Below are 12,189 nucleotides of genomic sequence, written 5' to 3' on the forward strand. Positions count from 1 at the left end.
AGGATATTGGTTATCCACCGATGGCCTCCGCAGGGTCGACGTTCAGCGCTGCTCGGATCGCCACGATGCTGGCGAGTACGCAGATGAGCATCACCGCCACAAACCCTCGCAGGGCATCCCCGGGTTCAAGCAGCACGTACTTCGGAAAAATGGGCGCCCAGAATGTCGCGACAATTTTGCCTACAACAAATCCGATGAGACCGAGAGCCAAGGATTGCTGAAGGATCATCGCAGATATGGTGCGGTTTCGGGTGCCGATAAGTTTCAGCACCGCGATCTCCCGGATTTTCCCCAAGGTCAGCGTATAAATGATAAAGGCAACAACCGCAGCGCTGACGATGGCAAGAATGACCAGGAACATGCCGATCTGCTTGGCCGAGGTGGCAATCAATTTTGCAATCAAGATCTCCTGCATCTGCGCCCGGGTATAGACGGTCAAGCGCTTCCAGCGGCGGATCGGCTCCGCGACACTTTCAGGATCTGATCCGGGTGTTATTTGGACAAGCACGGCGTTGACATAGGGGTTGGTGCTTTGTGAGGCGATGAGAGCATCGAGCAAACCGGGAACGCCGGGTCGATTGAGCGCCTGGTTCTCTGCGGTGCGGGCCCGTTGCCGGACGATGGCATCGTTATCTTTGAGGAATTGCGCTTCTTGAGCGTCCTTGAGCGGGATAAAAACCATGGGGTCGCCCCCCGAAGACACCATGCGTCTGGTCAATCCGACAACCGTAAAGAGGTTGCGGCGGATTTGAATGCGATCGCCCAAGGCAAAACCGGTGGCAATGTCAGCCACCGCTTCGTAATGCCCCCGGGTGATGTGCCGCCCAGCCACCAGGTAACCTGGCTGTCCGGGATGGCCCGGTCCATCCGGAGTGATGCCAACCACCATGGCCCGCACATCCCGTTGAATTGCCATTCCCGTTTGGCGCACTTGCATGGTCAGATAGGTGACATTGGCGGCTCGAACGACTCCGGTCATGCCGCGAATGCCGCGATAGGTATCGTCGTAGATGCTTGACGATTCAGCGTAGGGTCCCAGGGTATCCTGCTGCACCACCCATAAATCGGCGCCGCTGTTGTCAAGCAGGACGTGCGCATCGTCAACCATGCCCCGATAGACGCCGGCCATGGTCAGGGTGACACCGATCAGCAATCCTAGCCCGATTCCAGTGAAGACGAACTTGCCCCATGCATGCAAGATGTCGCGGCCGGCCAAGCTGATCATGGCGATTGACCAATGATGCGATCAACAACTTTGATCCGGCTCTTGGCATGCAATACTTTCCGGCTGTAGGAAACGATGCGTTCGCCTCCATCGAGCCCCTTAAGAATCTGCACGCGGCCCTCGAGGTCGGATGCGCCGATTGTAACGGGTGAAAAAGACAAGTGATCATCTTGAACAATCCATACGCCAAGGTGACCATCGACACGCTGCAAACTGGCATTGAGGACAACAGGCATTGATTTTTGCGCAGCGAGTTCGACCGTGACTTCCGTCAATTCACCGATGGGCGGCAGCACTTTTGGCAGCTGCTGGAATGCCACTTTTGCCAACACTTCCTCGGTCACGGCGTCGGCCATTGGTTCGACGCGAACAACCTGTCCGGCCAACGGTTCCGTGCCATGGGAACGCAAGACGATCCGTGCCGGCAATTGCGCACGAAGCCCCAGAGCCCGCTGCTGATCGAAACGGACGTGTATCCAGATACTGCCGGGCTCCACGATCTCAACCACCGATTGTCCCGGAACCACGGTGGAGCCGGGATCAACGTCGCGGCGGGAGATGAAACCATCGACCGGCGACACCAAGCGCAGGTTGGCGCGTTGTTGGACTAATCCGTCACGCTCCGCACGCAGTCGAATGGTTTCCTGATGGACGACTTCCAAATTGGCGCGAGCTGTCGCTAACGCAGCGCGGGCAATATCGAATTCCTGTCGTTTGGTTTCAGATGCTTCGTTACTCACGGCACGAGTGGTCAGCAGTTGCTCGTAGCGTTTCGCCTGGGTCTCAGCAAAATTCTTGCGAGCATTTGCTTCTTGCATCTGTGCTTCAGCAGCACGGACAGTGGCTTCTGCCCGTTTAAGCGCCGCTTCCTGCGCATTAATGCGGTCATCAAGATCGACCGGATCCATTTCACCGAGTATCTGATTGGTTTTGACGTGGTCGCCAGATTGTACATTCAAGTAGTTGAGTCGACCGGTAAAAGTCGGTCCGATTTTATGAGTATAGCGTGCTTCGACGGTGCCGATGCCAAAAAGAGAGGGGGTGAGTTCTCTGCGCTCAACCGTCATCAGGGTTACGGGTATGGGGGCAAGAGGCCCGGAACGCATGGTAACATAGGCAAATAGGCCAAATAAAGGCAGCAGGATACCTGCCAGCATCATGGTTCGGCCATGGGTTGAAAGGAATTGCTTCATTTTTCACCTCGTATCCCGCGTCGGTAAATGATGAAAACACCAGGAGCCTCGGTGCGAATGTGCTGGATGTCTCCGGTCAACAGGGACTGCATCACCAACCCTTGGACAGTTCCAAGAAAGAGAATTGCAGCTGACCGGGTATCCACATCAAGGGAAATTTCTTTGATTGCCTTGCCTTGCTCAATGCAAGTGCAGATGCGCTCGGTGTACCGTTGAACAAGCATATGTGCGACCCGCTTGGCCGGCGTAAGTTCGGCTCGTTGCAGTTCACCAAAGAGCATCCGGGGAACGCCTGGGTGCTCAATGACAAACTCAATGTGGCTCATAAACATAGCCTCCATAGCTGTCAGAGGGGACTTGATGTTGTGTGCCGCCTGATCAATCCGCGCCAGAAGTCGATCTTGCACCCATTCCATGACCGCTTGCCACAGAGCTTCTTTTGTTGCAAAGTGCCGAAACAGCGCGCCCTGAGTTAGGTTCATCTGTTTGGCGATAGCAGATGTTGTTATTTTGCTGGGATTCTGCGAAGCTGCCAGCTCAATGACGGCCTCGATAGTGAGGGCCCGCCGTTCCTCTGCTGGTAAGTGTTTTGTGCTGATTTCCATGTTTGCCCCTTGAGATAAGTAAGTAATTAATTACTAACTTAATCATCAAAAACAACGAGAGCAATAAGGGTGGAGCAAAAGAGTTATATCTTTATCCTACCTATCAGTTGTTCTGACGGTCACCCGAGGATCATCAAGGTCCGCAAGCGTGCGACGAGCCCATTGAGCACATTGCCGATAGCACCCAAGTTGATCGTGCTGTTCAACCTGCTCAAAAAAAGAAGCGGTCCATTGCCGCAAATGGCCCAAAAGATAGTCAAAGTCCTCTCTGGCTTGTGGGGATTCGATAACCCTCCCATGCAGCCAGGCCAGGAATTCGCTTTCTACGGCGATATGGTCCGCCAATTCCTCATGCTCCATTCCATATTGACGATAGATACGGGCCACCTTCACCGTTGATTCCCCCATGACCGTCCCTTCCAGGTACACGGAGCCATAGGGTGCACACGGCACCTCCGGCATGGCATTGACAAAAAGCCGGACATATTCGTTTTCCAGGCGGACAGGATCGATAAGGTTCATTTCTTTGATTAATGCCTGGGCCTCGGCCCCCACTTTTTCTGGAAGGAGGGCCGAGACCTCATGCGCATAGGGGTAACGGAACATGCGCGAAATTGACCACAGGTCGGGATGCAAGACGGTCGTGGACATCAGTTGCTCTCTTTCACCAAGATCGGCAATTTGGAAATTGCCAGCAAGACCAGAAACACCGCATAGGCCATTATACCGAGCAGGATCACCACCTCAACCAGCGAAGGGGTATAGCTGTACTGATCAAGAAATGTACTCACACCGGGAAAAAAGCGTCCAGAGGCAATCGGCAATGCCCAGTGGGTATTGGGTAAACCCAACGGCGTCATCGTCATCGGGATGTTGTTATAGGCGGCTGGCATGATCAGGAAGCGGTGGACAAAAACACCTGCAATAAGGATTACTGAACTCAGAGCCAGCAGTGGCAACGAGCGCCGGACGGCTGGCAGCATCAAGAGCCCCGCGCCAATGAGCGGTGCCGCGACCTCAAAGATATGAGCCCAGGCAAAATCACCCCAGGCGATCTCCATGATTCGGTGGGTTTCCGCATTCCCATACCAGGCATGGATGACCAAGTCGTTCATCATCAAAAAGAGATGAATACAAATGGCCATGAAGATGATCAGGCCGAGCGTCCGGTAGGCTGGTTCGTATTGTTTACCTGTTCCGTAGGCCAACGCCCCCGCCAGCAAAACGACCGTGGTGCCAACCGCGATGGCGACCGAGACAAAATCTGGAGCCATGGCCGGTGAATGCCACCAGTCGCGAGCGCCTTGGGTGGAAAAAATCCAGGCAGTTACTACATGGATACCGATGGCAAACAGCAGAGCCACAGGTGCAATTCGCTTAGCCCAGCGTTCGGAAAAATCATGGGCGTTCTCCACCTTGATGGCGAGCCAACTAAGCTTGCCGGTCAGTTCGGGCAACATCAGAATATAGAGATAGATTGCTGAGGCCAGGGCGTACAGATTAAGAACAATAACGTCCCACACCAGTGGCGACATGAAGTTGGGATGGAGAATGAGGTTATAGAGACGTAACGGTTGACCAATATCCGGGAGCACGATCAGCATCGCGGCGGTGACATTGGCAAAGGCAGTGAGGGCGCCAAGTTTAGCCAGGGGCTTGAGTTGTTTGACCCCAAAGAGATAGATCGACGAGGTCAACACCAGGCCACCAGCGGCGTTGCCGACAAAAAAGGCCAAACCCGAGATATAGAGTCCCCAATTGAAGGAGTTCTGCATATTGGTTAAAATCAAACCTTCTTTGAGCTGGTAGAACCAGACCGCAAGCGCGACCAGAAAGAAGGCGCCGCTGACCCACAAACTGCGTTTCATTGTACCAGACATGGTCACACCTCCTTAGGTTTGGGCGGCAGATAAAAGACGGTGGGCTTGGTTCCCTTTTCCGGTAACAAGGTAAAGGCATCGCGTGCCTTGATCATCGTGCTGACTTCACTGAGGGGATCGTCGAGATCACCGACGAAACGAGCCTTGCCGGGACAACCGCGAACGCAGGCAGGCAACTCACCTTTATCACGGTACTGCGCACAAAAGGTACACTTCTCGACGATACCTTTGGGGCGGATGGGGGTGTACACCAGGCGACCTTTATGGCGGTGGTCCTCAGGATAGCCATAATGATATTTTTCCTGATACTCCGACCGTTGATGGGCCTTTTCCGGGTCTTCCCAATTAAACTGGCGGACACCGTAGGGGCAGGCCGACATACAATAGCGACAGCCGATACAGCGTTCATAATCAATGAGGATCGCCCCGTCTTCGGCCCGATAGGTGGCTCCGACCGGGCAAACCTTTTCGCAGGGAGCATTTTCGCAATGCTGGCAGTGGACCGGCAGGAAATATTCGACCCCCTTAGCTGGAGGGGTCAGGTGACGATGGCTCCCAGGGGTGAAGACTCGGTTCCACCACGTTTCCGGTGGCTGGGCGTTATGTTGTTTACAGGCAACCATGCAGGATCGGCAGCCGATACATTTTTCCAGATCAATCACCATGCCCATTTTCATGCGCTCATCCTCCGTACGTCCACGAGACACTCGTTCCACACCGTGGTGGGTGACCAAATACCGGGAACGAAATAGATTTCATGCAACGGCTTGATCCAGGGCGAGGTCAGGGAGTTATATGATTCATCCCCCAGATAGCGGGACCACCACCCCTCTTCGAAGATGGCCGTTCCCGCGCTGCAGCCTGGATCGAGGACTGCATAAGCCCTAGTCTTGCCGCGATCGTTGTATATTTTGACCAACTCCCCGTTCTTTATCCCTTGTTTCTCCGCGTCGTTTGGGTTGAGAAAGACCTTGGCTTTGTTGTCCTGTAGTTCGAGGAGAATGGTGTTGTTGGAATGGGTGGAATGGACCCGGTAGAGCGAGTTCTTGGTTACAAACCGAAATCGATATTTCTCCCGAGCCGCCGGGTTGACCTTGTACTCGGTCTCGGCATAGGTCTCTTTGTGGACGGGCAGTTGTTCGCCTTCTTTGAGGAACAGGTCCTCGTCCTTGTAGAATTCGATCCGGCCGCTGCGGAGAAATTGCGCAGTAGCCTTGATCGGTGCGGGATAACTCGGTGGTGGGAAAGGAACTCGGTGCTGGACCTGTTCATAGAACGGGACCTGCCGATCACCTGGGGCGGGTGAATGAAGGCGAACTGGCCCCTTCTTCAGCATATCTAAAGTTATACCCGCTGTTTCAAAGCCGCCCGTGGCCAAGAGAAGCTCAATGACCTTGAGGGCCGCCTCATTTTCATCGAGCTGCGGGAAGAAATGCTGCTCAAAGGCAGGATTGATTCGTTTAGCCAACTCTCGGAAGATCCACAGTTCGGACTTGCTCTCGAATAACGGTTTGATGGCCGGTTGCTGCAACTGCAGATAGGGATGCAGGATGGTGGCGGTCAGGTCATACTTCTCGTACCAGGAGGGGGCTGGCAGGACCACGTCCGACCACATGCAACTGGTCGACATCTGAAAATCGGTGGTCAGGATGAATTCCAACTCGCCGGAGGTTGCCCTTTCCTTGAGGCGATTGCTCATGTTGTGCTGATCAAAGGGATTGCCCCAACCACCAACCATGGCTTTGATCCCATTCTGGGGATATCCGGGACCTTTCCCCTGCAGAAAGTGCAGATAGGCAACCCAGTTGAGCTTTGACCCTTCTGGGAACCACCAGCTTTTGACATTGAAGCGAATCCGATACTGTCCGGCATAGGTGGAAATACCAGCGCCGCTTTTACCAATACTGCCGGTCAAAACCGGGAGTAAGGAAAGCGCCCGCCCCTTGAGATCGCCGTTATACCACTGATAATTGCTGGCGCCGTAGATGATGTGCAGCGGCCCATTGTTGGCGGCATCGACGGTCACCCTCTCGATCTGTTGCGGGTCGCAACCGGTTATGGCTGCCACTTTGTCGAGCGTGTACGCAGCAAGCGTTTTTTGCAGGGCAGTGAAAACCGTTTCCACTTTGATGGTTTGCCCATCTGCGAGCGTCACTTCGTACTCCCCTTCAAGCTCAGCGTGGGTCGGGTTGAGTTTTTCCGGATCAAGGATCTGGAATGCATTGTCGCTGCGGACGACAAAGAGGCGCCGGTAGTCGGGGATTATTCGGGTCTCGGCATCTGCTGCGAGAGCCGGCACCTCCCCGGCCAGCAGCCGTTTGCCGGTATCCTGACGAACAAAGATCGGGAAATCGGTAAAATCCTGGAGAAAGGCAGCGTCATAGAGTTTACGGTCAATGATGATCTTGGCCATGCCGAGCCCCAGCGCGGCATCGGTATCGGCCTTGATCGGCATCCATTCGTCGGCCTTGGCAGCGGTGCTGCAAAAGTCGGGATCGACTACAATCACTCGCCCTCTTCGTTTGGCTTCAAGAAGATGATGCGCGTCGGGGAGGCGGGTTTGAATGACGTTGGAACCGAAAATGAGAGTGGTGCGGGCATTGATCCATTCGAGCGATTCCAGCTCTTCGCTCTGCACGCCGAATGTCATCGGCCAAAACATCGGCAGATCGCCGTTCTGGTCGTATCCATGATGCATGGTCCAGTGGGCTAACCCGGCAAGAGCCACCAGCGCCCCTTTCTGGACGTACCCGGTTCCTGGAACCTGAATCGTGGAAGCAATTGCTTCCGGGCCATATTTTTCGGTGATTTCTTTTAACTTGCCGGCAGCGTAATCGAGGGCCTCATCCCAGGTGGCCCGGCGAAACTGGCCGCTGCCACGGGCGCCGGTACGGATGAGTGGATACTTGAGGCGATCTTTACCGTAAATGAGGTCCATCATCGACAGGCCACGCAGACAACCTCGAGGATTATACGAATCTTCAGGATAATCGGCCGCCTGGATTAAGGTGCTGATCCGGCCACCGGTGATCCGGGCCTTGAAGCCGCACGCCCCGGTACAATTGGGCGAACAGGTGGAGCGAACCAACTGTTCAACCTCTGCGGCATAAGCCTTTGGATCATCTGAGAAGTGAAAAAATTTCAACCCGAAAGCTAAGGCACAGCCCGCACCCGCAGCTCCCCGCAAAAAATCTCGCCTGTCCATGCGCATGGCATTCCCCCTCCTGAAAGTAATGATCGTTCAACGACATCCTCTTCTTTGGGGCGACAACCAACACCTCTCCCATCGACCTCGTCGATAATGAGTGCCTGCCGGCATCAGCATTGCCTCAATTTTGTATGTACTGTACTCTTCTACTCAAAATTTTCTGCAAATTAATTGACATAGATCAAACAACGGGAAGAATTTTTCGATTTGACTGACTCTGGCAATTTTATCAGGACTTCAACAACAGGAGTGCTCCCAATGTGCGCAACTAATAACAGCTGCGATACTGCCATTGATATCTCTGAGTTGGATGTGATTGCGGCCATGAAAGATATCCAGGGATATATTGACATCAGCCCTGGAGACTTCCGTGAGGTGTTCCAGGTCGCCTACAACCACGCCCTGCAGCGGATCAAAGACTCGCTCAAGGCGCAGGACATTATGACCAAACCGGCTCACTGTGTCGAGTTGCACATGGATTTGATCCAAGCGGCGACTTTTTTGGCGGACAAGCGATTTTCCGGGGCTCCGGTAATTGATTCCGGCGGAAAAATTGTCGGAGTTCTTTCGGAGAAAGATTTTCTCGCCAAGATGGGTTTGGGACAACCAACTTCGTTCATGCAAATCGTTGCCCATTGCCTCAATAACAGAGGCTGCATGGCCACTTCGCTGCGCAATCATTCTGTTCAGGAAATCATGACCGCACCGGCAATCACCGCTGGACCGGAGATGACAATGGGCGCGATCTCGGCCCTGTTCGTCGACAAACGGATCAATCGTTTACCCATCGTCGATTCCGAGGGAAGACCTGTAGGCATCGTGACCCGCACCGATCTCGTCCAATCCTATTGTCTCACCCGATAGAGGCTGACGCCATGAACAACTACCTGAAAAAAATGCGCGGTAACGGTCAAAGTCCTCCTGGGGTGAGCTTTGCCGAGGTCTGCTGGTCCTGGATCGGCAGCTTTCTGGGCATCGCGGCCGTCGCCCTGCTCCACTATAAACTCCTTGACCAGCATGGACTCATGTTGCTCCTTGGGTCGTTTGGTGCCTCAGCTGTACTGATTTACGGAGCTGTTCGCAGTCCCTTAGCGCAGCCGAGAAATTTGCTCGGCGGCCATATCCTTTCCGCAATTATTGGGGTAACGGCATTCCAGTGGCTTGGGAGTTACCCCTGGCTGGCGGCGGCGGTCGCGGTTTCGACCGCGATTGCCTTGATGCATCTGACCAAAACCCTGCATCCTCCTGGAGGCGCTACGGCGCTGATCGCTGTGATTGGCGGCGAAAGCGTCCACCAACTTGGTTACCTTTATGTGGTGATGCCGGCTGCCCTGGGGGCCTGCGTCATGCTGGCCATCGCCTTAATAGTCAACAACATCCCGAAAACCAGAAAATATCCAGAGTTCTGGTTGTAAAAGAACGCAACTCTGGCGGAAAACGCTATTTGTCGCAAATTTGCAAATTATTTCATTGAGGGATGCCAACGGAGCCTTATTGTTAAGTGATATGTAATGCGGACATGTGCCAAGGAACACCGTCGAACACGACACTAAAATCAGAAGAGGAGGAATGGCATGTTTTGTAACCAGTGCGAACAGACCGCTAAAGGAATTGGATGTAACATCGCCGGAGTGTGCGGCAAAAACGAGGAAGTCGCGGACCTTCAAGATCTTCTAATCCATGCCTTGCAGGGGCTTGCCCTCTTTGCGCAAGAGGGCCGAAAAAAAGGCATTATCGATGATGCCACCGATCTCTTTGCCTTGGAGGCTATCTTTTCCACCCTGACCAATGTCGATTTCGATCCGGATCGATTTGTGGTCCTGATCAACAAGGCCGTTGAGCTGCGCGAGGCAATGAAGGTTAAGGTTGCAGCTGCTGGGGGCACAACCGATTTCACTGAGCCCCCGGCTACCTTTATCCCGACTGGTTCCGTGGCTGATCTCGTGGCTCAAGGTGCGGCTCTGAAACTGATCGAGAATCTTGACAGTGATGTCAATATCCGCTCTCTTAAACAGACCCTGTTATACGGTCTCAAAGGCATTGCCGCCTATGCCGATCACGCCGCTATCCTCGGCCAGAAGGACCCGGCCATCGCCGCTTTTTGTTACGAGGCCCTGGCGATCCTCCTCGTTCCTGGCCTGACCGTGGAGCAGTGCGTACCCGTAGCCATGAAGGCTGGCGAGATCAACCTGCGCGCCATGGAGCTGCTCGATGCGGCCAACACCGGCACCTACGGCCATCCTGTGCCAACCCCGGTGCCGCTGGGCCATCGCAAGAATAAATGCATCCTGATCACCGGCCATGACCTCCATGACCTGGAACTGCTTTTGAAGCAGACTGAGGGCAAGGGGATCGACATCTACACCCACGGCGAGATGCTGCCCTGCCACGGCTATCCGGAGCTGAAGAAATATCCCCATTTCTACGGTCATTTCGGCACCGCCTGGCAGAATCAGCACAAGGAATTCCCCAATTTTCCGGGGCCGATCCTGTTCACCACCAACTGCATCCAAAAGCCGCGTGACGACTACAAGGACCGGGTCTTCACCAACGGCCTGGTCGGCTGGCCCGGCGTGAAACACATCGCTGACAAGGACTATTCGGCAGTGGTGGCCATGGCCCTGGCCATGCCGGGTTTCACCGATGAAGTCGATAATGGCTCGGTCCTGGTTGGTTTTGGCCGCAACGCCGTACTTGGTGTGGCCGACAAGGTGATCGAGGCGGTGAAATCGAAAGCGATTCGCCATTTCTTCCTGGTGGGTGGCTGTGACGGCGCTAAGCCTGGTCGCGATTATTTCACCAAGTTTGTCGAGCAGGTGCCCAAGGACTGCGTCGTCCTGACTCTGGCCTGCGGCAAGTTCCGCTTCTTTGACCAACAACTGGGCGATATCGGCGGCATCCCGCGTCTTTTAGATGTCGGTCAATGCAACGATTCCTACTCCGCCATCCAGATCGCGGTGGCATTAGCCAAGGCCTTTGACTGCGAAGTCAATGACCTGCCGCTGTCCATGATCATTTCCTGGTATGAGCAGAAGGCAGTGGCCGTGCTCTTGACCCTGTTGTACCTTGGCATCAAGGACATCCGTCTCGGACCGTCGCTGCCGGCCTTCATCACCCCGGCGGTGCTCGAATTCCTGGTCAACACCTTCGACATTAAACCCATCGCCGCCAATCCCGAGGAGGACCTGAAAGCGATCCTCGGATAAGCCGTTTTACGTTCGTTTCAATGCCTACCGCCCCCACCGAATCCTTATGGTTCGGTGGGGGGTGTTCTCAATGCACAACATATCGACATTGCAGAGACTGCAAGGGCCACGGCCCCAAGAACTCCGTGATTATTTCAGAGGAGACGATCATGCAGCAAAGAACACCAGAAAATACAACTATCGGCGAGATTGTTGCCGCCGATTTCAGAACCGCTCAGGTCTTCGAAAACCACGGGATCGATTTCTGCTGTGGCGGCAAGGTCGCACTCTCGACTATCTGCTCAGAAAAAGGCCTCAATCTTGATGTGCTAAAAAAGGAATTGGAGGCGGTGCAGAGCGCACCATTCGAACGGAGCCAGAATTATTCATCATGGGGCCTGCCGTTTCTAGCCGACTATATTGTCAACACCCATCATGCCTATCTCAAAGAAAATGATGCCCAAATTGCTGCTTTTGCCCGCAAGATTGCCGGCGTTCATGGCGCTCATCACCCTGAGGTAATCGAGATTGCCGCAATCTTCGACAAGATAGCAACCGACATGACCGCCCACCTGCAGGAGGAAGAAGAGAATTTTTTTCCAGCCCTCAAGCGAGCTGATGCGGCCAGGATATCCGGCACCGCACCGGAGGCGAAGGATCGGGACACGATCCAGGCGTCCCTGCTCAAACTGCATCGCGAGCACGAGGAAATCGGTGACGCCGTTCATTCGATCCGCCATCTTGCCAAGAACTATGCGATCCCTGGCGATGTCTGCAATACCTTCATGGTCACCTATCAAAAGCTCAAAGAGTTTGAGGACGACCTCCACAAGCATGTCCACCTGGAGAACAACATCCTCTTTCCGAAAGCTGCAGCTCTCTAGTTTGATTCG

11 protein-coding genes are annotated in these 12,189 nt (G+C 54.3%); 4 read left to right on the forward strand and 7 right to left on the reverse strand.

What is annotated here, in order from left to right:
* Positions 1–10 precede the first annotated feature (10 nt).
* The 7 genes from ACHZCX_RS06995 to ACHZCX_RS07025 form a co-directional block, all read right to left on the reverse strand.
* On the reverse strand, positions 11–1,225 hold the full coding sequence (locus ACHZCX_RS06995; protein WP_319586477.1) for an ABC transporter permease: 1,215 nt from the start codon (positions 1,223–1,225) through the stop codon (positions 11–13).
* Positions 1,222–2,418 (reverse strand): efflux RND transporter periplasmic adaptor subunit, encoded by a 1,197-nt coding sequence (locus ACHZCX_RS07000; protein WP_319586478.1) that lies wholly within the window; start codon positions 2,416–2,418, stop codon positions 1,222–1,224. Before ACHZCX_RS07000 ends, ACHZCX_RS06995 begins: the two co-directional genes overlap by 4 nt.
* Positions 2,415–3,023 (reverse strand): TetR/AcrR family transcriptional regulator, encoded by a 609-nt coding sequence (locus tag ACHZCX_RS07005; RefSeq protein ID WP_319586519.1) that lies wholly within the window; start codon positions 3,021–3,023, stop codon positions 2,415–2,417. The genes ACHZCX_RS07000 and ACHZCX_RS07005 overlap by 4 nt, the downstream gene beginning before the upstream one ends.
* A gap of 96 nt (positions 3,024–3,119) precedes the next feature.
* Entirely contained in the window at positions 3,120–3,674 is a 555-nt protein-coding gene (locus tag ACHZCX_RS07010; RefSeq protein ID WP_319586520.1) for a molecular chaperone TorD family protein, read from the reverse strand.
* On the reverse strand, positions 3,674–4,903 hold the full coding sequence (gene nrfD, locus ACHZCX_RS07015) for an NrfD/PsrC family molybdoenzyme membrane anchor subunit (protein WP_319586521.1): 1,230 nt from the start codon (positions 4,901–4,903) through the stop codon (positions 3,674–3,676). Before nrfD ends, ACHZCX_RS07010 begins: the two co-directional genes overlap by 1 nt.
* A gap of 2 nt (positions 4,904–4,905) precedes the next feature.
* Positions 4,906–5,580: a 4Fe-4S dicluster domain-containing protein gene (locus tag ACHZCX_RS07020; RefSeq protein WP_319586522.1), complete on the reverse strand. Its 675-nt coding sequence runs from the start codon at positions 5,578–5,580 to the stop codon at positions 4,906–4,908.
* Complete coding sequence (locus tag ACHZCX_RS07025) at positions 5,577–8,114, reverse strand: molybdopterin-dependent oxidoreductase (protein ID WP_319586523.1); 2,538 nt, start codon at positions 8,112–8,114, stop codon at positions 5,577–5,579. Before ACHZCX_RS07025 ends, ACHZCX_RS07020 begins: the two co-directional genes overlap by 4 nt.
* A 255-nt stretch (positions 8,115–8,369) precedes the next feature.
* On the opposite strand from ACHZCX_RS07025, the gene ACHZCX_RS07030 reads away from it, so the two are divergent.
* From ACHZCX_RS07030 to ric, 4 genes are all read left to right on the forward strand, one after another.
* Positions 8,370–8,975 (forward strand): CBS domain-containing protein, encoded by a 606-nt coding sequence (locus tag ACHZCX_RS07030; RefSeq protein WP_319586524.1) that lies wholly within the window; start codon positions 8,370–8,372, stop codon positions 8,973–8,975.
* Positions 8,976–8,986: 11 nt separating this feature from the next.
* Positions 8,987–9,526, forward strand: a complete 540-nt coding sequence (locus ACHZCX_RS07035) for an HPP family protein (RefSeq protein WP_319586525.1) — start codon at positions 8,987–8,989, stop codon at positions 9,524–9,526.
* Between the two features lie 159 nt (positions 9,527–9,685).
* Positions 9,686–11,317, forward strand: coding sequence for a hydroxylamine reductase (gene hcp / locus ACHZCX_RS07040; protein WP_319586526.1), 1,632 nt, complete (start codon positions 9,686–9,688; stop codon positions 11,315–11,317).
* Between the two features lie 149 nt (positions 11,318–11,466).
* Complete coding sequence (gene ric, locus ACHZCX_RS07045; RefSeq protein WP_319586527.1) at positions 11,467–12,180, forward strand: iron-sulfur cluster repair di-iron protein; 714 nt, start codon at positions 11,467–11,469, stop codon at positions 12,178–12,180.
* Positions 12,181–12,189: the final 9 nt, after the last annotated feature.

The organism is uncultured Desulfobulbus sp., from assembly GCF_963662935.2.
Classification (GTDB): Bacteria; Desulfobacterota; Desulfobulbia; order Desulfobulbales; family Desulfobulbaceae; genus Desulfobulbus.

Excerpts from the sequence above, each read along its gene's own strand:
- ACHZCX_RS06995 (WP_319586477.1), bottom strand. The coding sequence starts at position 1,225 with ATGATCAGCTTGGCCGGCCGCGACATCTTGCATGCATGGGGCAAGTTC.
- ACHZCX_RS07030 (WP_319586524.1), top strand. The coding sequence starts at position 8,370 with ATGTGCGCAACTAATAACAGCTGCGATACTGCCATTGATATCTCTGAG.
- ACHZCX_RS07020 (WP_319586522.1), bottom strand. The coding sequence starts at position 5,580 with ATGAAAATGGGCATGGTGATTGATCTGGAAAAATGTATCGGCTGCCGA.
- ACHZCX_RS07005 (WP_319586519.1), bottom strand. The coding sequence starts at position 3,023 with ATGGAAATCAGCACAAAACACTTACCAGCAGAGGAACGGCGGGCCCTC.
- ric (WP_319586527.1), top strand. The coding sequence starts at position 11,467 with ATGCAGCAAAGAACACCAGAAAATACAACTATCGGCGAGATTGTTGCC.
- ACHZCX_RS07010 (WP_319586520.1), bottom strand. The coding sequence starts at position 3,674 with ATGTCCACGACCGTCTTGCATCCCGACCTGTGGTCAATTTCGCGCATG.
- hcp (WP_319586526.1), top strand. The coding sequence starts at position 9,686 with ATGTTTTGTAACCAGTGCGAACAGACCGCTAAAGGAATTGGATGTAAC.
- ACHZCX_RS07025 (WP_319586523.1), bottom strand. The coding sequence starts at position 8,114 with ATGCGCATGGACAGGCGAGATTTTTTGCGGGGAGCTGCGGGTGCGGGC.
- ACHZCX_RS07035 (WP_319586525.1), top strand. The coding sequence starts at position 8,987 with ATGAACAACTACCTGAAAAAAATGCGCGGTAACGGTCAAAGTCCTCCT.
- ACHZCX_RS07000 (WP_319586478.1), bottom strand. The coding sequence starts at position 2,418 with ATGAAGCAATTCCTTTCAACCCATGGCCGAACCATGATGCTGGCAGGT.
- nrfD (WP_319586521.1), bottom strand. The coding sequence starts at position 4,903 with ATGTCTGGTACAATGAAACGCAGTTTGTGGGTCAGCGGCGCCTTCTTT.